This is a genomic window from Streptomyces scabiei 87.22, from assembly GCF_000091305.1.
Classification (GTDB): Bacteria; Actinomycetota; Actinomycetes; order Streptomycetales; family Streptomycetaceae; genus Streptomyces; species Streptomyces scabiei.
The window spans coordinates 1,766,513-1,785,146 of record NC_013929.1 but is presented as its reverse complement, the minus strand read 5'-3'; the positions used below and the strand labels follow the sequence as shown (position 1 = coordinate 1,785,146).

General features: G+C 72.9%; 16 protein-coding genes and 1 pseudogene. 11 read left to right on the top strand and 6 right to left on the bottom strand.

Annotation, left to right across the window (positions count from 1 at the left end):
- Positions 1-39 precede the first annotated feature (39 nt).
- Positions 40-801 (bottom strand): SDR family oxidoreductase, encoded by a 762-nt coding sequence (locus SCAB_RS07570; RefSeq protein WP_012999466.1) that lies wholly within the window; start codon positions 799-801, stop codon positions 40-42.
- 297 nt (positions 802-1,098) lie between these two features.
- Between SCAB_RS07570 and SCAB_RS07565 the strand changes: the two genes are divergently transcribed.
- Positions 1,099-2,142: a LacI family DNA-binding transcriptional regulator gene (locus tag SCAB_RS07565; RefSeq protein WP_012999465.1), complete on the top strand. Its 1,044-nt coding sequence runs from the start codon at positions 1,099-1,101 to the stop codon at positions 2,140-2,142.
- A 90-nt stretch (positions 2,143-2,232) separates the two neighbouring features.
- Here SCAB_RS07565 and SCAB_RS07560 read toward each other — a convergent pair whose 3' ends face one another.
- Positions 2,233-3,219, bottom strand: coding sequence for a GlxA family transcriptional regulator (locus SCAB_RS07560; protein ID WP_041668949.1), 987 nt, complete (start codon positions 3,217-3,219; stop codon positions 2,233-2,235).
- 81 nt (positions 3,220-3,300) lie between these two features.
- Between SCAB_RS07560 and SCAB_RS07555 the strand changes: the two genes are divergently transcribed.
- On the top strand, positions 3,301-4,272 hold the full coding sequence (locus SCAB_RS07555) for an NADP-dependent oxidoreductase (RefSeq protein ID WP_037722727.1): 972 nt from the start codon (positions 3,301-3,303) through the stop codon (positions 4,270-4,272).
- A 591-nt stretch (positions 4,273-4,863) separates the two neighbouring features.
- Here the strand turns inward: SCAB_RS07555 and SCAB_RS07550 are convergent.
- Positions 4,864-5,679, bottom strand: coding sequence for a CDP-alcohol phosphatidyltransferase family protein (locus tag SCAB_RS07550; RefSeq protein WP_012999462.1), 816 nt, complete (start codon positions 5,677-5,679; stop codon positions 4,864-4,866).
- Positions 5,680-5,786: 107 nt separating this feature from the next.
- On the opposite strand from SCAB_RS07550, the gene SCAB_RS07545 reads away from it, so the two are divergent.
- The 5 genes and pseudogenes from SCAB_RS07545 to SCAB_RS48350 all read left to right on the top strand — a co-directional run.
- The gene (locus SCAB_RS07545) at positions 5,787-6,767 is read left to right on the top strand and encodes a zinc-dependent alcohol dehydrogenase (protein ID WP_012999461.1); all 981 of its coding nucleotides are present in this window, start codon (positions 5,787-5,789) and stop codon (positions 6,765-6,767) included.
- Between the two features lie 168 nt (positions 6,768-6,935).
- Positions 6,936-7,334 (top strand): 6-pyruvoyl trahydropterin synthase family protein, encoded by a 399-nt coding sequence (locus tag SCAB_RS07540; RefSeq protein ID WP_037722728.1) that lies wholly within the window; start codon positions 6,936-6,938, stop codon positions 7,332-7,334.
- Positions 7,331-8,572, top strand: coding sequence for a glycosyltransferase family 4 protein (locus tag SCAB_RS07535; RefSeq protein ID WP_012999459.1), 1,242 nt, complete (start codon positions 7,331-7,333; stop codon positions 8,570-8,572). The genes SCAB_RS07540 and SCAB_RS07535 overlap by 4 nt, the downstream gene beginning before the upstream one ends.
- Positions 8,569-9,537 (top strand): class I SAM-dependent methyltransferase, encoded by a 969-nt coding sequence (locus SCAB_RS07530; RefSeq protein WP_012999458.1) that lies wholly within the window; start codon positions 8,569-8,571, stop codon positions 9,535-9,537. Before SCAB_RS07535 ends, SCAB_RS07530 begins: the two co-directional genes overlap by 4 nt.
- Positions 9,534-10,505 (top strand): annotated as a pseudogene (locus tag SCAB_RS48350) (lysylphosphatidylglycerol synthase transmembrane domain-containing protein); the annotation flags it as partial. The gene SCAB_RS07530 and the pseudogene SCAB_RS48350, both read left to right, overlap by 4 nt.
- Before the next feature lie 113 nt (positions 10,506-10,618).
- Here SCAB_RS48350 and SCAB_RS44575 read toward each other — a convergent pair.
- Complete coding sequence (locus SCAB_RS44575; protein WP_078580078.1) at positions 10,619-11,413, bottom strand: creatininase family protein; 795 nt, start codon at positions 11,411-11,413, stop codon at positions 10,619-10,621.
- Between the two features lie 78 nt (positions 11,414-11,491).
- Between SCAB_RS44575 and ribA the strand changes: the two genes are divergently transcribed.
- The 4 genes from ribA (at position 11,492) to SCAB_RS07500 (ending at position 15,679) form a co-directional block, all read left to right on the top strand.
- A complete protein-coding gene (gene ribA, locus SCAB_RS07515; RefSeq protein WP_037722729.1) occupies positions 11,492-12,151 on the top strand; it encodes a GTP cyclohydrolase II in 660 nt (219 codons plus the stop codon).
- A 194-nt stretch (positions 12,152-12,345) separates the two neighbouring features.
- Complete coding sequence (locus SCAB_RS07510) at positions 12,346-13,491, top strand: NAD(P)/FAD-dependent oxidoreductase (protein WP_012999455.1); 1,146 nt, start codon at positions 12,346-12,348, stop codon at positions 13,489-13,491.
- On the top strand, positions 13,488-14,528 hold the full coding sequence (locus tag SCAB_RS07505; RefSeq protein ID WP_037722730.1) for a saccharopine dehydrogenase: 1,041 nt from the start codon (positions 13,488-13,490) through the stop codon (positions 14,526-14,528). Before SCAB_RS07510 ends, SCAB_RS07505 begins: the two co-directional genes overlap by 4 nt.
- 8 nt (positions 14,529-14,536) lie before the next feature.
- Positions 14,537-15,679 (top strand): saccharopine dehydrogenase family protein, encoded by a 1,143-nt coding sequence (locus SCAB_RS07500; protein ID WP_012999453.1) that lies wholly within the window; start codon positions 14,537-14,539, stop codon positions 15,677-15,679.
- Positions 15,680-15,808: 129 nt separating this feature from the next.
- Here SCAB_RS07500 and SCAB_RS07495 read toward each other — a convergent pair whose 3' ends face one another.
- Both SCAB_RS07495 and SCAB_RS07490 read right to left on the bottom strand, forming a co-directional pair.
- Entirely contained in the window at positions 15,809-17,044 is a 1,236-nt protein-coding gene (locus SCAB_RS07495) for an IS701 family transposase (RefSeq protein ID WP_078580077.1), read from the bottom strand.
- Between the two features lie 354 nt (positions 17,045-17,398).
- Complete coding sequence (locus SCAB_RS07490; RefSeq protein WP_041668947.1) at positions 17,399-18,625, bottom strand: serine hydrolase domain-containing protein; 1,227 nt, start codon at positions 18,623-18,625, stop codon at positions 17,399-17,401.
- Between the last annotated feature and the right edge of the window lie 9 nt (positions 18,626-18,634).

The following is an 18,634-nucleotide window of genomic DNA, read 5'->3' as shown; positions in this document are numbered from 1 at the left end:
AAGCAGAGGGGAGCAGAGAGGAAGCGGGTGGGCGGCGGGTCAGTCCGAGGCGCCCGGGACGTTCTGGTCCCAGTCGATCACCGAGCCGGTGACCACGCCGCTGCGGTCGGACAGGAGGAAGACCACGAAGTCGGCGATCTCGTCGACCTGGCCGAGCTTGCCCATCGGCAGGCGCTCGGCGGCCCGCTCGCGCCAGTCGTCGCCGGCGTCGTGGAACTCGCGCTGGATCGCGTCCTCGCCCTCGGTCTCCGTCCAGCCGATGTTCAGGTCGTTGATCCGGACGCGGTCCCAGCGGTGGGCGTGGGCGGCGTTGCGGGTGAGGCCCGCGAGACCGGCCTTCGCGGCGGAGTACGGGGCCAGGAACGGCGGGCCGCCGTGCGCGCAGTTCGAGCCGATGTTGACGATCGTGCCGGGCGCCTTGCGGGCCACCAGGTGCTCCACCACCGCCTGCATGGCGAAGAAGGGGGCGCGCAGGTTGATCGCGATGTGCGCGTCGAACAGCTCGGGCGAGGTGTCGAGGAGCGAGCCACGGGAGGTCAGGCCGGCCGCGTTGACGAGGCTGTCCACGCGGCCGTGGGCGGCTACCACCCGGTCCACGGCACCGCGCACCTGCGCCGGGTCCGTCAGGTCGGCCCGCAGGAAGCCGGCGCCGGTGTCCGCCGCGAGCTTCTCGCCGACCTCGGCGCGGCGGCCCGTGAACATCACGGTCGCGCCCTCGCGCAGGGCCGCCCGGACGATGCCCGCGCCGACGCCCTGGCTGCCGCCGTTGACGAGGACGACCTTGTCCTCCAGTAGTCCCATCAGGAGTTTCCTTTCGGTCGGCGCCGGTGGGCCCTGCCGGGCCCCGTCACAGGCACGGGCAGGGCGTCCCGGCCTTTCCCGGCGCCTTCGCCTCTGTCAGTCTTGAGGGGCGAAGGCCCTCGTACAACCCGCAGCAGGCCATCAAAAACCCATCATCCGGGTGCCCCGGGAGCACCGGCGGGACCGAGGCCGTTTCCCCCGCCGACCGCCGACCGCCGACCGCCGACCGCCGACCGCCGACCGCCGACCGCCGACCGCCGACCGCCGACCGCCGCCGACCCCCCAGGACGCCCCGTCATGACACACCCCTACACGATCCGGGAGATCGCCCGTCAGGCCGGGCTGAGCCAGGCCACGGTCGACCGGGTCCTCAACGGCCGGGGCGGGGTGCGCGAGAGCACCGCCCGCGAGGTGCACCAGGCCGTCAAGGACCTGGACCGGCAGCGGACCCAGGTGCGCATCGGCGGCCGTACGTTCATGGTCGACATCGTGATGCAGACCCCGGACCGGTTCTCCACGGCGGTCCGGGAGGCCCTGGAGGCGGAGCTGCCGTCCCTGCACCCCGCCGTCGTGCGGTCCCGGTTCCACTTCCGGGAGACGGGCTCCGCGACGGAGATGGTCAGGGTGCTCGACCGGATCGGCCGGCGCGGCTCGCAGGGGGTGATCCTCAAGGCGCCCGACGTCCCGGAGGTGACCGCCGCCGTCGAACGGCTGGTCGCGGCCGGGGTCCCGGTGGTCACCTTCGTGACGGACCTGCCGGGCAGCGCGCGCGGCGCGTACGTCGGCATAGACAACCGGGCCGCCGGGGCGACCGCCGCGTATCTGCTGCGGCAGTGGCTCGGCGAGCGGCCGGGTGCCGTGCTGGTGACGATCAGCCGCGGCTTCTACCGCAACGAGGAGGAGCGCGAGATGGGCTTCCGCGGGGTGATGCGGGCCGTCGACCCGCGGCGGACCCTCGTCGAGATCACCGACAGCGACGGCCTCGACGCCACCCAGCGCGACCTCGTCCTAGCCGCGCTGGAGCGCGAGCCGGGCATCGCCGCCGTCTACTCCATCGGCGGGGGCAACACCGCGACGCTCGACGCCTTCGCCGCGCTCGGCCGGAAGCCGCACGTCTTCGTCGCCCACGACCTCGACCACGACAACACCCGGCTGCTGCGCGAGCACCGGCTCTCCGCCGTGCTCCACCACGACCTCCGCCAGGACGTCCGCCGCGCCTGCCAGACGATCATGCGCGCGCACCAGGCCCTCCCCGACGAGGGGCCCCTCCTGCCGTCGGCGATCCAGGTGGTGACGCCCTACAACATGCCACCGGGAGCCGGCGCCGCCGTCACCGGCTAGCCCCGTCACTGGCTGGCCGCCGTGACCGGCTGGCCGCCGTGACCGGCCGGCCCCCGTCACCGGCTGGCCGCCGTGACCGGCCGGCCCCCGTCACCGGCCGGCCCCCGCGGGGACCTCCGCCCCCGCCCGGAACGTACGCCGGTACGTCAGCGGCGACACCCCGATCGCCGCGTGCAGATGCTGGCGCAGCGAGGTGCCCGTGCCGAAGCCGACCCGGCCGGCGATCTCGTCGACCGGGAGGTCGGTGGACTCCAGGAGGTGGCGGGCGCGGGACACCCGCTGCTGGACGAGCCAGCGGCCGGGGCTCATACCGACCTCGTCGCGGAAGCGGCGGGCGAAGGTGCGCAGGCTCATCCGGGCGTGCCGGGCGAGGTCGGCCAGCGTCAGCGGAGCGTCCAGGTGTTCGAGTGCCCACTGCCGGGTGGCGGCGGTGCCGCTGGCCGGGGCCTGGGGGACGGGCTGCTCGATGTACTGCGCCTGGCCGCCCTCCCGCCACGGCGGCACCACACACCGGCGCGCGACCCGGTTGGCGACCTCGCTGCCGTGGTCCCGGCGCACGAGGTGCAGGCAGAGGTCGATGCCGGAGGCGGCGCCTGCGGAGGTGAGGACGTCGCCGTCGTCGACGAACAGCACGTCGGGGTCCAGGTCCACGTTCGGGAAGCGTTCCCGGAACGCCTCGGCCACCGCCCAGTGCGTGGTGGCGGGCCGGCCGTCCAGCAGTCCGGCCGTGGCGAGCACGAACGCGCCCGTGCAGATGGACACCAGCCGGGTGCCGGGCCGGATGCGGGCGAGCGCCGCCGCCACGGGCTCCGGCAGCTCCGGCGACAGCAGGCGCGCCGAGGCGGGCGTCAGCCCGAACGAGGCGACGATCACGGTGTCGGCCGTGTCCAGCACCTCGGGGCCGTGGTCCACGGCGATGGAGAAGTCGGCCGCCGAGCGCACCGGGCGCCCGTCCACGGTGCAGGTCAGCACCTCGTACAGGCCCTCGGTCGCGTCGAAGATCCGGCTCGGCACGCCGAGTTCGAAGGGGTAGACCCCGTCGAGAGCGAGGACCACCACACGGTGCGGAGATGTCATGCCACCAGTGTGGCACGATCCCATCGAATGATGGCCATCGTGCCATTGTCGTGATCGCCGGCCCGCCGCAGGCTGGAGCGCATGACCGAAACCACCGAGAAGAACAGCGGCGCCGCCACCATGCGGGCCATGACCCAGGACACCTTCGGCGGCCCCGAGGTGCTGAGGCAGGCCGAGCTGCCGCGCCCCGCCCCGCGCATGAGCGAGATCCTCGTCCGGGTGCACGCGGCCGGCGTCAACCCCACCGACTGGAAGAACCGGGCCTTCGGACTGTGGCGGCCGGAGCCGCTGACCGTCCTCGGCTGGGACGTCTCGGGTGTCGTGGAGCAGGTCGGCCTCGGCGTCACCCTCTTCAAGCCGGGCGACGAGGTCTTCGGCATGCTGCCCTATCCGCACCTCGCGGGCGCCTACGCCGAGTACGCCGTGGCACCCGCCCGGTCCTTCGCGCACAAGCCGGCCGGCCTCGACCACGTCCGGGCCGGAGCCCTGCCGCTGGCCGCGCTCACCGCGTACCAGGCGCTCGTCGACACCGCGGACGTGCGGCCGGGGCAGCGCGTCCTGATCCACGCCGCCGCCGGGGGAGTGGGCCATCTGGCCGTGCAGATCGCCAAGGCGCGCGGCGCGTACGTCATCGGCACCGCCGGCGCGGGCAAGCACGCACTGCTGCGGGAGCTGGGCGCGGACGAACTGATCGACTACCGGACCACGGACTTCACGGAGGCCGTCGCCGACGTCGACGTGGTCCTGGACACCCTCGCCGGTGACGTCCGGAGCCGTTCCCTGGAGGTCCTGCGCAAGGGGGGCGTCCTCGTCACGATCCTCCCCTACGGCTACGAGGAGGACCGGAAGCGGGCCGATGAGCTGGGGGTGCGGCTGGAGCCGATGCTCGTCGAGGCCGACCGGGCGGGGATGCGGGCCGTCGCCGCACTGGTGGAGGAGGGGCGGTTGCGGCCCCACATCGACGCGACCTTCCCGCTCGCCGAGGCCGCCGAGGCACACGCCCTCGGCGAGACCGGCCGCACCACGGGGAAGATCGTCCTCACGGTCGGCTGAGCCTTCGCCGCGCCATGGTCGGGCGGGTCACGGTCCGCGCGGTCACGGTCCGCGCGGTCATGGCCCGCGTGCTCACCGGTCTACGCGGTCACCGGCCTGCGTGCTCACCGGTCTACGCGGTCACCGGCCTGCGTGCTCACCGGTCTACGCGGTCACCGGTCTGCGTGGTCAGCGGTCCGCACGGTCATGGTCTGCGAGGTCAGCGGTCCGGCGGGTCACGGTCTGCGAGGTCACCGTGGGGCGGGGCACGACCGCGGGTTCATGTTCCGCCGGGTCCCGGTCCGCCGACGGGTCCCGTCCGCACGGGTCCGGTCCGCACGGTCATGGTCTGCGTGGTCAACGGTCCGGCGGGTCACGGTCCGCGCGGTCACCGTGGGGCGGGGCACGACCGCGGGTTCATGTTCCGCCGGGTCCCGGTCCGCCGACGGGTCCCGTCCGCACGGGCCCGGTCTGCACGGGCCCGGTCCGCCGAGCCACGGCCGCGACCTCTACCTCCGTGACCTCCACGTCCGCGCTCTCCTCGTGCACGGCCCCTGAGCCGGGCCCCGCGCGGGAGGGGCTCGTGGCGAGCCCGTCGGACGGCGGTCAGGGTCAGCCGGCGACGAGTTCCGGGGTCCGGCGCCCCGAGGGGGCCGCCACGGCCACGGTCACCGTCTCGGCGGCGGTCGTCGTGGCCGGCCCCGTCCCGCCGGGGACCTCACGGTTGCGGAACAGCCAGGCGACGTCCCGGCCGAACGACCAGAGCAGCGAGCCCAGTGCCAGCGCGACCAGGCCGAAGCCCGCCGCGTACGGCAGCAGACCGGAGGCCGCGACCAGCAGGAAGACACCCTGGACGGCGGCGACCGTCTTGCGGGCCATGCTGTGCGGGAGGGAGTTGTTCAGCCAGGGCGCCACCTTGGCGGCGGCGACGAAGACGTACCGCATGAGACCGATCAGCAGCACCCACGGGCCCATCGACAGGGCGACGTACACGCTCAGCACCAGGATCAGGAACGCGTCGACCTCCATGTCGAAGCGTGCCCCCAGCGCGGTGGAGGTGTTGGTGCGCCGGGCCACCTGGCCGTCGACGCCGTCGAGGATCAGGGCCATGGCGGTCAGGGCGACGAAGAGCGAGACCGGCGGCGAGCTCTGGAAGGAGTCGGCGACCAGCGCGGTCACGGCGCCGACGAGTATGGCCCGGCCGAGGGTGACACGGTTGGCGGGGCCGAAGGTGCGGGTCCGGGTGCGCAGCAGGGCGCGGTTGAGGACGGCCCAGGTGGCGAGCCCGAAGGCCAGCCCGGTCAGCCAGCCCGCCGGGCCCAGTCCGATCGCCGTGCCCAGGAAGGCGAGGAGCAGCACCTGGGCGCCCGCGCCCACAGTCGTCTCCGAGAGCAACAGCCGGCCGTCGTATGTGTTGATCAGGGCCACCGCATACCTTCCGAACGTGTGACAAGTGGATCATCGCCGCGTACCGTGTCCGCGAACTTCCACCGCTGCGTACGTGGCGAACCGCTCGACCGTTCACGGAGACGCACATGAAACCGACAGCCCGAGCCTTCTGGCTACGCTCCCCCGGGCACGGCGAGATCCGCGACGAGACCCTCGCCACACCCGCTGACGACGAGGTTCTCGTCCGCGCGCTGTACTCGGGAGTCAGCCGGGGCACCGAGACGCTCGTGTTCCGCGGCCAGGTGCCCGAGAACCAGTACGCGACCATGCGCGCGCCCTTCCAGGACGGTGACTTCCCCGCCCCCGTGAAGTACGGCTATCTCAGCGTCGGGCGGGTGGAAGAGGGGCCGGACGCACTGCTCGGCAGGACCGTCTTCTGTCTGTATCCGCACCAGAGCCACTACGTCGTTCCCGTGAGCGCCGTCACCGTCGTGCCGGAGTCGGTGCCCGCCGCGCGGGCCGTCCTGGCCGGGACCGTGGAGACCGCCGTCAACGCCGTATGGGACGCGGCCCCGCTCGTCGGGGACCGGATCGCCGTCGTGGGCGGCGGCATGATCGGCTGCTCGGTCGCCGCGCTGCTCGCCCGCTACCCGGGCGTGCGGGTCCAGCTCGTCGACGCCGACCCGGCCCGCGCCGACATCGCCCGCGCCCTCGGCGTGGACTTCGCGCTGCCCGGGGACGCGCTCGGCGAGTGCGACCTCGTCGTGCACGCCAGCGCCAGCGAACAAGGACTCGTCCGCTCGCTCGAACTCCTCGCCCCGGAGGGCACGATCGTCGAGCTGAGCTGGTACGGCGACCGCGGGATCACCCTGCCGCTGGGCGAGGCCTTCCACTCACGCCGGCTCACGGTCCGCAGCAGCCAGGTCGGAACCGTCTCCCCGAACGCACGCGCCGGACGGACGTACGCCGACCGGCTGGCGCTCGCCCTCGAACTCCTCGCCGACGCCCGCTTCGACGCGCTCGTCACCGGGGAGTGCGGCTTCGAGGAACTCCCGGACGTCCTGCCGAAGCTGGCGGGCGGAGAGCTGCCGGGCATGTGTCATCGTGTCCGCTACGAGGCCGAGTGAGCCCGAGGTCGACCGTTCCGGGTTGTCCCACCCGCCCCTGAACTGCCCGAACGGAACATCGACCTCCAAAGAAACAGCAAAACTCGGCTGAACAACGGGTAGGGAGCAGCCGTACTACACGGCATGCCCCGGCCCGGGGGCAGACGTACCGCACTGGAGGGTCGTCCGTTGTTCAGCATCACCGTCCGCGATCACATCATGATCGCCCACAGCTTCCGCGGGGAGGTCTTCGGACCCGCGCAGCGCCTGCACGGCGCCACCTTCCTCGTGGACGCCACCTTCCGGCGCGCCGAACTGGACGACGACAACATCGTCGTAGACATCGGGCTGGCCACGCAGGAGCTGGGTGCCGTGGTGAGCGAGTTGAACTACCGCAACCTCGACAACGAGCCCGCCTTCGCCCACACGAACACCTCGACGGAGTTCCTGGCGAAGGTGATCGCGGACCGTCTCGCGGAGCGGATCCACAAGGGTGCCCTCGGGGAGAACGCCAAGGGCATCGCGGGCATCCAGGTCACCCTGCACGAGTCGCACATCGCCTGGGCGAGTTACGAGCGTGCCCTGTGACCGACGTGACCATCGACCGGGCGGCCGTCGGCACCGCCCAGGCATACGGCAGTGCTGTCCAGGCAGACGGGGGAGAGCAAGTGCGGCTCGGCTATGTGCCCGTGCAGAACGCGGTGCTGAAGAACGCGGCGATCGTCCCCATGTCGCTGCGTTCGATGCACTTCGTGATGCCGGGCGGCGTGGACGACCTGGCCCGCCCCAGCGGCGGCAACGCCTACGACCGCCGGATCTGCCTCGACCTGCCCGGCTTCGGCTGGCAGGTGCACAGGCACACCGTCGACGGCGACTGGCCGAGCCCGTCCGAGGCAGCCCGCGCCGAACTCGCCCGTACGCTGCGGGAACTGCCCGACGGCACGGTCGTCCTGCTGGACGGCCTGGTCGCCTGCGGGGTCCCCGAGATCGTCCTCCCCGAGGCCGAACGCCTGTGCCTGGCCGTGCTGGTGCATCTGCCGCTGGGTGACGAGACGGGCCTGGAGCCCGAGGTCGCCGCCGACCTCGACGCCAAGGAGCGGGCCACCCTGCGGGGTGTGTCCGCCGTGATCGCCACCAGCGAATGGGCCGTCCGCAGACTCGTGTCGCACCACGGGCTCGCCCCCGAGCGGGTCCATGTCGCCGCCCCGGGCGCCGACATCGCCCCCCTCGCCTCCGGCACCGACGGCGTCTCCCGGCTGCTGTGCGTGGCCGCGGTCACCCCGCGCAAGGGGCAGCACCGCCTGGTGGAGGCCCTCGCGACCGTCACGGAACTGCGCTGGAGCTGCGTCCTGGTGGGCAGCCTCGACCAGGAGCCCGAGTACGTCGACCACCTCCGCACGCTGATCGCGAAGTTCGGCCTGGAGGACCGCTTCCACCTGGCCGGACCGCAGGCGGGCGCGCAACTCGACGCCAGTTACGCCGCCGCCGACCTCATGGTCCTCACCTCCTACGCCGAGACCTACGGCATGGCGGTCACCGAGGCCCTCGCGCGGGGCATCCCCGTGCTCGCCTCGGACGTCGGCGGTCTCCCCGAGGCCGTCGGGCGCGCCCCCGACGGCGGTGTCCCCGGCATCCTCGTGCCGCCGGAGAACCCCGCGGCCATCGCGGCGGAACTGCGCGGCTGGTTCGGCGAGGCCGACGTGCGGCGCCGGCTGAAGGCGGCCGCCCGCGGCCGCCGGGCCGCGCTCGACGGCTGGGCCACCACGGCCCGCAGCCTCGCCCACGTGCTGGGACGGCTGCGGCAGGAACCCCGGAGGGCCGCATGACCACGTCCGCCGACATGACCGCGTCCGGCGGCGGCCCCCTGTCCGTGGGGGCCACCGCCGCGGTGGCCGGCGCGTCAGCAGCCGTGACCGCGCTGAGCATGGCGGGGCGCGGCGGCGCCACCCCGGAGCCCGAGGACCACCAGTACGCGCCGCAGTGGCTGGAGCTGCGCGAGAGCGCCGACGCCGACGCCCGCGCCGCGGAGCTGCTGGACCCGCTGCGCATCCGCCTGGCGAACCTGCCCGGGCGGGCCACCGCGCTGACCGTCCACGACCTGGGCTGCGGCACCGGCTCGATGGGCCGCTGGCTCGCGCCCCGGCTCGACGGCGCCCAGCGGTGGGTGCTGCACGACCAGGACCCGAACCTGCTGCGGCTGGCCGTCGCACGGGCCCCCCGCGCGGCCGCCGACGGCAGCCCGGTCACGGTCACCACGCGGCGCGGCGACATCGGGCGGCTGACGGCCCACGACCTGGCCGGTGCCTCGCTGGTCACCGCGTCCGCGCTCCTCGACGTCCTCACCCGCGAGGAGATCGAGGCGCTCGCCGCGGCCTGCACGGGCGCCGGGGTGCCCGCGCTGCTGACCCTGTCGGTGGTGGGCCGCGTGGACCTCGCTCCCGCCCATCCGATGGACTCCGAGATCACCGAGGCGTTCAACGCCCACCAGCGCGCGAGCGATCTGCTCGGCCCGGACGCGATCACCACGGCCTGCGAGGCGTTCGCCCAGCTGGGCGCCACGGTCCGGGTGCACCCGAGCCCCTGGCAGCTCGACGCGCGCCACCCCGCCCTCGTCGAGGAGTGGCTGCGCGGCTGGGTCGGCGCGGCCTGCGAGCATCGCCCGGAACTCACCGGGCGCGCCGACGCCTACCTGCGCGACCGCCTGGACGCGGTCGCGGCCGGCGACCTCCGGGTCGTCGTCCACCACAGCGACCTGCTGGCCCTGCCCCGGCCCTCGGGCGGGGTGTCATGACAGCGCCGGTGCAGGAGACGGTCGAGGCCCGCGTGTCCACACCGGGCTCCGGCCCGCGCGGGGCGGCCGCGGAGCCGGCCGCCGCGGCGACCGTCTCCGGCCCCACCGACCAGGACGGGGGCGCGGCCCCGAAGGCCGGCGGCTCGGCGTTCCTGCGCGTCCTGCGCACCCACGTCGGCACCCTCGCCGGAACGGTCATCCTCGTCGTCGTGTTCTGGCGGATGGGGACCGGCGTCTTCGTGGACGGGCTGCGGCGGATCGACGCCGGGACGCTGGCGGCGGCCGTCGCGATCGGTGTGTTCACCACGGTGTGCAGCGCCTGGCGCTGGTGCGCGGTGACACGGGCGCTCGGGCTCGCCCTCCCGCTCGGACCGGCGGTCGCGGACTACTACCGCGCGCTGTTCCTCAACGCGGCCCTGCCCGGCGGTGTCCTCGGCGACGTGCACCGCGCGGTGCGGCACGGCCGGGACTCCGGCGACATGGGCCGGGGCGTGCGCGCGGTGGTCATCGAGCGCACCGCGGGCCAGCTGGTGCTCGCGGCCGTGGGCGTAACGGTTTTGCTGGTGCTGCCCTCGCCGGTCCAGGAGCAGACCCGCCACGCGGCGGGCCTGGCCGGGCTCGTGGCGCTGGGCGCGTTCGTGATCCGGGCGGCGGTCCGGGCGGTCCGCGGGCCGAGCACGCGCGACGGCCGGGGCGGACGGGTCCGGGACGCCCTCACCGAGGCGCGCGGCGCGCTGCTGAACCGCGGCAGCGGTCCCGCCGTGCTGCTCTCGTCGGTGGCGGTGCTGGCCGGTTACGTGGCGACGTTCCTGCTCGCCGCACGCGTCGCCGGGTCCGGCGCGACCCCGCTGGAGCTGCTGCCCCTGGCGCTGCTGGCCCTGATCGCCATGAGCCTGCCGCTCAACGTCGGTGGCTGGGGCCCCCGCGAGGGCGTCACCGCCTGGTCCTTCGGCGCCGCGGGCCTCGGCGCCTCCCAGGGCCTGACCGTGGCCGTCGTCTACGGTGTGCTCAGCTTCGCGGCCGCCCTTCCGGGGGCCCTCGTACTCGTCGGACACTGGTACGGCTCCCTGCGGGCCCGCCGTCAGCCGGCGGTCGAGGCGGTCGCCGAGGACGTCCCGGGCGGAACCGTTCCCGTGTCCCAGGCGTCCGAGGTGACCAACGAGAAGTACGCACCGAAGGAATGGACGAACCCCGCCAGCAACTCCTTCCCCTTCGTGGCGGATGCCAGGGACGGACGGCCGATGACACCGGAATCGGTGTAGGCCGACATACCGAGGGAGAGGAGATGACGGCGGTCGTCGGCAAGGAAATCGGTGGTCTCGTGACCGGGCCGGACCAATTCGGGATGGCAATGCAGAAGTATGGAGGTCTCTATTTCTCCCGCATGCATATCACTGAGCAGCGAGGTCTGTACGCCCGCCCGTTCACGGGCGGCTTCCCAGTCCTCCATCGCCGGGAAAAGCGCCATTCGATGTCCCGCCGCGGTGGATTCCTGGACGACGTTGCCCAGGACATAATTCCCGCCGTGACCGTTCACCACCACCAGAGCCTCGACGCCCGAGCGGCGCAGGGACGCGGCGATGTCGCGGACCATCGCGTGCAGGGTCGTCGCGGAGATGCTGACGGTGCCGGGCCAGGCCGCGTGCTCGTGCGAGCAGGCGATGGTCACCGGCGGCAGGAGATGCACCGGATACGCGGCCGCTATCTCCCGGGATATGGCGCAGGCGACGAGCGTGTCGGTGGCCAGCGGCAGATACGGGCCGTGCTGCTCGTAGCTGCCCACGGGAAGCACCGCGACCTGCCGGCCGGCCGCCCGTGCCCCCCGCTCCCGGACGTCCGCGGTGGTGTCCGTCGGAACAAGACTCGAACTGCTCATCTTTTCACGGCCTTTCGTCTCTAGCTGATGCTCCGTCATTTTCGCATGACGCCAGGGCTTACCAGATTGGAACAGATCATGACAGAAAATGTTGGTGTACTCGGCACCAATGCCCAGTCCTCCGGCGCCGTACGTGTGGTGAACGCCCCCCTGCCCACGACGTACGGCGACTTCGAGGCCGTAGGTTATCTCGACCAGGACCGCGGCGAGGAACAAGTGGCACTGGTGTACGGCGACATCAGCGACGGTGAGGGAATTCTCATACGTCTGCACTCGGAGTGCCTGACCGGTGACGCGTTCGGTTCCCAGCACTGCGAATGCGGTGAACAGCTCGACAGCGCCCTGCGGTCGATCGTCGCCGAGGGCCGCGGCGTCCTCGTCTATCTGCGCGGCCACGAGGGCCGCGGCATCGGCCTGCTCGCCAAGCTCCAGGCGATGAAGCTCCAGGCCGAGGGCCTGGACACCGTCGAGGCCAACCTCGCCCTCGGCCTGCCCGTCGACGCCCGCGACTACCGGGTGGCCGCCGAGATGCTGCACGACCTCGGCATCCGGTCGGTCCGGCTGATGTCGAACAACCCGCGCAAGCGGGAGGCGCTGCTGCGCCACGGCATCACGGTCGCCGAGCAGGTGCCGCTGCTGATCACGCCCTGCGAGGACAACATCACCTACCTGCGCACCAAGCGGGAGCGGCTCGACCACTACCTGCCGCACCTGGACGCCGTGGTCCACTCCTCCTGAGCGCCGGGGTCCGCGCGGCGGCCGTCCCGGGGATCGGCCCGAGGCTCCGGCACCGGCCGCCGCGCCCGCCCGGACGCCCCGCGTACGGCGCTCCCGCACCACCGGTAACCGGGCGTTCCGCATGAACGTTCGCCCGTGGTGGAAGACCTGACTGGGTCGGGTCGTCCGGCCGGGGTCGGGCGAAGGGAGCGTTCGTGATCCGCAGCGCACGGGTCGTCGTCATCGGCGGAGGGGTCATCGGGACGAGCATCGCCCACCACCTGGCCGCCGCCGGAGTGGAGGACGTCGTCCTCGTCGAACGCGACGAACTGGCCTCCGGATCGACCGCGAGGGCCGCCGGCGGGGTCCGCGCGCAGTTCTCCGACGAGCTCAACATCCAGCTCGGCGCTCGCAGCCTGGAGGCGTTCGGCCGTTTCCACCAGGAACTCGGCCACGACATCGGACTGCACCGGGTCGGCTACCTCTTCCTCCTGACGACCCCCGGCGAGGTCGCCCAGTTCGAGGCGGGCGTCCGGCTCCAGAACGACCTCGGCGTGCCCAGCCGTATGCTCGACCCGGCCGAGGCCCGGCGACTCTCCCCGCTGATCTCCACCGAGGGCCTGCTCGCCGCCGCGTTCTCGCCCGACGACGGGCACTGCACGCCGGAGTCCGTGGTCCACGGCTATGCCGCCGGGGCCCGCCGCAACGGGGCGACCGTGCTGCGCAACTGCGAGGTCCTGGGCATCGAGACCTGGCGGGACACGATCACCGCCGTGGTCACGAGCAAGGGCCGCATCGTCACCGACACGGTCGTGTGCGCGGCCGGCGCCTGGTCCCGGTCGATCGGGGCCATGGTCGGCGTCGACCTCCCCGTGGAGCCCCTGCGGCGCCAGATCGCCGTCACGGAACCGGTCCCCGGCCTGCCGCCCGACCTCCCCATGACGATCGACTTCACCAGCAGCCTCTACTTCCACACCGAGGGCCCCGGCCTCCTCGTCGGCATGTCCGACCCCGACGAACGGCCCGGTTTCGCCACCGACACCCACGACCGCTGGATCCCCCGTCTGTACGAGGCCATGGAACGCCGCGCGCCCGCCCTGCTCGACCTGCGCCGCACGGGCGGCTGGGCGGGCCTGTACGAGATCACCCCGGACCACAACGCCCTGATCGGCGAGGCCGGTTCCTGCTCGCGCTTCCTGTACGCGACCGGGTTCTCCGGCCACGGGTTCCTCCAGGGCCCGGCGGTCGGCGAGGTGGTCCGCGACCTGTACCTCGGGCGCGTACCCTTCGTCGACATCAGCCCGCTGAGCGTCGACCGGTTCACGGCCGACACCCTGCGCCCGGAGGCCAACCTCGTATGACCGCTCTCCACTTGTGGCTCCGCCACGAGACCCGCACCACCGAACGCCGCACCCCGATCGTGCCCTCCGACGCCCGGCTGCTCACCGCGAGCGGAGTGCGGATCACCGTCGAGGAGTCCACCCGGCGGATCTTCCCCGTGGCGGAGTACCAGGAGGCCGGCTGCGAGGTCGCCGCCCCCGGCTCCTGGGTGTCCGCGCCGGCCGACGCGGTGATCGTGGGCCTCAAGGAACTCCCGGACGCACCAGCCGAACTGACGCATCGCCATATCTTCTTCGGGCACGCCTACAAGGGGCAGCCCGGAGCCGAGGCGCTGCTGCGCAGGTTCGCGGCCGGGGGCGGAGCGCTGCTCGACCTGGAGTACCTGGTGGACGAGCAGGGCCGCAGGCTGGCCGCCTTCGGCTTCTGGGCGGGCTACCTGGGCGCCGCGCTCGCCGTGCTGCACCACCGGGGAGCCCTGCGCGCTCCTCTCCGGCCCACCTCCAAGGAGGAGATGGAGGCCGAACTCCGTTCCTCACAGGGCGACTTGACCGCCCTGGTGATCGGCGCGCTGGGCCGCAGCGGCCAGGGCGCCCGGGCGGCGCTCGGCGAGGCGGGCGTCGAGCCGACCTGCTGGGACCTGGCCGAGACCCGCGACCTGGACCGGCGGGCCCTGCTCGCCCACGACCTGATGGTCAACACGGTCCTGACGACGAGCCCGGTCCCGCCGTTCCTGACCGACAAGGACCTCGACGGCCCGGACCGCCGCCTGCGGACCCTCTCGGACGTCACCGTGGACGTCGGCTCACCCCTGAACGTGCTGCCGGTCTACGACACCACCACCGAGTGGGACCACCCCGTACGGCGGCTGCGCGAGCACCCTCCGCTCGACCTCATCGCCATCGACAACCTGCCCTCCCTCCTGCCCCGGGAGGCGAGCACCGACTTCTCGGCCGCGCTGCGGCCCCAGCTGTCGGCCTTCGGCACCGGCGGGGCGTGGGGCCGGTGTCTGGACCGATTCCGTCAGGTGAGCGCCGGACCGGGGCTCACGGAGAGGTAGGTGGCCCGATGACCGCCGAGGTGGTTCCCGCGAGCGGTACCGTCCACTGGGTCGGAGCCGGACTGTCCACGGGCAGCGGACTGGCCGCGCTGTGCGACACCGCCGCCGGGGTGCGGCTGTGGCACCGAAGCGAGGAGCGCGCCGGGCGGGCCCTGGCCGCGCTGGGCCTCACCGGCCGCGCCGAGCCCCGCGCGTACACCCTGCCGGCCCTCGCGGCCGAGCTGGCACCCGGCGACATCGTGGTCTCGATGCTCCCGGCCCCGGACCACGGACCCCTGCTCGGGGCATGTGTCGGGGCACGGGCCCACTTCGCCTGCTCCAGCTATGTCTCGGACGCCGTCCTGGAACAGGTCCCGGCGGCCCGCGCCGCCGGGGTCACCGTGCTCACCGAAGCCGGCCTGGACCCGGGCATCGACCATCTCTTCGCGCACAGTCTGATCGACCGGGCCACCCGCGCCATCGGGCCGGAGACCCCCGCCTCCTACACCCTGACCTCGTACTGCGGCGGCGTCCCGGCCGTACCCAACGACTTCAGGTACCGCTTCAGTTGGGCACCGGCCGGTGTGCTGAACGCCCTGCGCTCGCCCGCCCGTTACATCGAGGACGGCGCCGAGACCACGGCCGACCGCCCCTGGACGGCCACCCGCCCCCATGTCATCGACGGCGAGACCTTCGAGGCGTACCCCAACCGCGACAGCGTGCCCTTCGTCGCCCAGTACGGAATCCCGCCGGCCTGGAAACCGCAGACCTTCGTCCGGGGTACCCTCCGCCTCGACGGCTGGCTGACGGCCTGGGCACCGGTCTTCGCGGAGCTGGAGGCGGGCGACGACCGGCGCATCGCCGCCCTGGCCGGCGAGCTGGCCGCCCGCCATCCGACCACCGACGCCGACCGCGACCGGGTCGTCCTCGCCGTCTCCCTCGACGTGCGGGCCGCGTCGGGCGCGCGCTGGTCCGGCCGCCACCTCCTCGACGCCGTCGGCACGCGGGAGGAGAGCGCGATGGCCCGCCTGGTGTCCCGCCCGCTCGCCCTCGGGGTGGGACACATCCTCGACGGATCACTTCCGGCGGGCCTGAGCCGGGCCGCGGAGACGGGGGAACGGTCCCGCGCGTGGCTGGCCGAACTGGCCGCCGCCGGTGTGGAGTTCACCTAGTAGTGCTTCGTTAGGTTCTGGGCTGTCTGTGGCGGCTTCGAGGGCGGGGCAGGGGGCGGCCGCAGGTGGTGCAGGTACCGGTCCAGCACCTCAGCAGGTCCTGAAGGACGTCGAGGACCTGGTAGAGGGTCAGGCCGGTGTGCGGACTTTTGGGTCGAGCCGCCGCAGGGTGAGGAAGGCTTGTGCGGCGGTGACGAGGGTGACGTGGTGGTGCCAGCCGCGCCAGGTGCGGCCCTCGAAATGGTCCAGGCCGAGGCCGTGCTTGAGTTCGCGGTAGTCGTGCTCGATCCGCCAGCGCATCTTCGCCCACCGCACCAGGTCAGCGGTCGGTGTGGTGGCGGGCAGGTTCGATATCCAGTAGTTGGTCGGAGTGTCCTGCCCGTCGGGCCATTCGACGAGCAGTGTCCGGACGGGCAGGATGCCGTCCCACCGGTTGCGGCCGCCGCCCGCCTCCTGAGCTGCGGCCAGGGACTGCTTGCCCGCGGGCCGCATGGTCAGCACCGCGAACCGTGAGGTCATCGCGCCTTTGCTGCCCTGCCTCCAGGTCACCTCGGTGAACTGCCGTGCACCCGCGTGCGCCGCGAGGACGGAAACGGCTTGGGGTGGGGTGCGGTAGCGGGGAAGGGCGGGCGGTCCGAGCCCGCCGTAAGCAGGCCGGTGCGGCTCGGCTTCGTCCGGGTGGGCGACTTCCTTCCCGGTCAGGGCCAGGACATAGGACAGCCCCCGCTCCTCAAGACCGAGCCGGAACAGAGTGCTGACGCCGTAGCCGGCGTCGGCGACCACGACCGGCGCCTTCAGCTGCCACTCGGCGAGCGTGTCCAGCAGGCCGAGCGCGAGGCGCCACTTCTCCCGGTGCACCACATCGTCGGGGACTCCTGCTCTGCGGCACCGGTCCGGCTCGTCCGTCCACTCCCGCGGCAGATACAACTGCCACTGCAACGGGCACGAGGCGGTGTCGGTGGCGGCATGGACACTGACCGCGACCTGGCAGTTCGCCCGCTTGCCGACCGCTCCGCAGTACTGGCGGGCCACCCCGACCGACGCCTTCCCGCACTTGGGGAACGACACGTCGTCGATCACCCACACCTCGGGCCTGACAACTTCGCACAGCCGCCCGGCGATCCGCCGCCGGACCGGCAGCGGATCCCACGGCGACTGGCTCACGAACTGCTGCAGAGCCTGCATGTTCCCGTCCGGCAGCCGCTCGGCCATCGGCTGCACCGACTTGCGCCTGCCGTCCAGCATCAGACCCCGCAGATAACACTCGCCCCACCGCCGCTGATCCCGCCGCGGAAACGACCCGAACACATCGGCAACGAACTCCGCCAACTCACCCCGGAGCCGTTCCACTTCCCCCAACCTCACCCCGGGAAGCTGCCCACGAACAGCCGAGATCACCCAACGTAACGAAGCACTACTAGGGTCTGTCGTTTGGATCATGCCGGCTTCGGGCCACGGTGTCTGATGACCGCCGGTGAGCGGGGCTTGGTGCGTGCAGCTGCAAGGCGGAGGAAGGCGTCGACGCGATGGGGGTACCTCCCGCTCGAGCGAAGCCGAGAGTGGGGGAGTCGGCAACTGACGACAACGCCGCTGGGGGTCCCCCCACGCCCTTGAGGCAGCGGGGGAGTGCGTGCCAAGCCCCGCGGCCCAGGCGCGATCCAAACGACAGGCCCTAGCGGCGTCGACGGGGACCGAATGGGCCGGAGTGGCGGACCGCGTTCAGTTCACCGCCTCGTGCACCAGCCTCCGCAGCTCCGGATACACCGAGAACGACGACCGGCGTCGCACCTGCGTCATGAACTGCACCGTGAGGTCCCGCCGCGGATCCACCCAGAAGATCGTCGTCGCGGCCCCGGTCCACCCGAACGTGCCCGCCGAGGACGGGTACTCGGTGGCGGCCGGGTCGACGACGACGGACACCCCCAGCCCGAAGCCGACACCCCGGTTGCCCGGCTGCCGGTGGAACGCACTGCCGTGGGTGTGGATGTCGACCCCTCCCGGCAACTGGTTGGCGGTCATCAGGTCGACGGACTCGGCGGACAGCAGCCGTACGCCGTCGAGTTCGCCGCGCCGGCGCAGGAACTCGGCGAAGCGGTGGTAGTCCCGGGCGGTCGCGGCGAGACCGCCGCTTCCGGAGAGGAAGCGCGGACGGCCGCCGCGCAGCGGCAGCCCCGGCACGGGCGCGATCGAGCCGTCCTCCTGCTCCCCGTACAACTCCGCCAGCCTGTCCGCCTGTTCGGGGCCGACCTGGAAACCGGCGTCCGTCATGCCGAGCGGTCCGAGGATCCGTTCGGCGAAGAACGTGTCGAGGTCTTGTCCCGACACCACCTCGACGATCCGGCCGAGGACGTTGGTGGAGACGGAGTAGTTCCACTGCGAGCCCGGCTCGAACTGCAGCGGCAGGCGCGCGTACTCCGCGCAGGTCTGCGCGAGGGTGGCGCCGGGCCGTACGGAGTTCTCCAGGCCCGCGTCGCGGTAGAGCGCGTCGACGGGGTGGTCGTAGTAGAAGCCGAACGTCAGGCCCGAGGTGTGGGTCATCAGATGGCGGACGAGGATCGGCCCCTCGGCGGGACGGGTCCTGACGTCGGCGCCCGACCCGGACTCGTACACGCGCGGCTCGGCGAACTCCGGAAGGTGACGGGAGACCGGGTCCGCGAGCGAGAGCTTCCCCTCCTCGATCAGTATCAGCGCGGCGACCGACGTGACGGGCTTGGTCATGGAGTAGACCCGCCACAGTGTGTCCGTCCCGACGGGGAGTCCCGCCTCGCGGTCGCGCTGCCCGTACGTCGTCAGATGGGCGACGCGACCGCCGCGCGCCAGGGACAGCAGATAGCCGGGCAGACGGCCCTCGTCGACCTGCCGGGCCAGATAGGCGTCCAGATCGGCCAGGGTCTTCGGGTCGAGGCCCGCCTCGCGCGGCTCGACCTCTCGGCGCAGTCGTTCCATGGTGGTTCT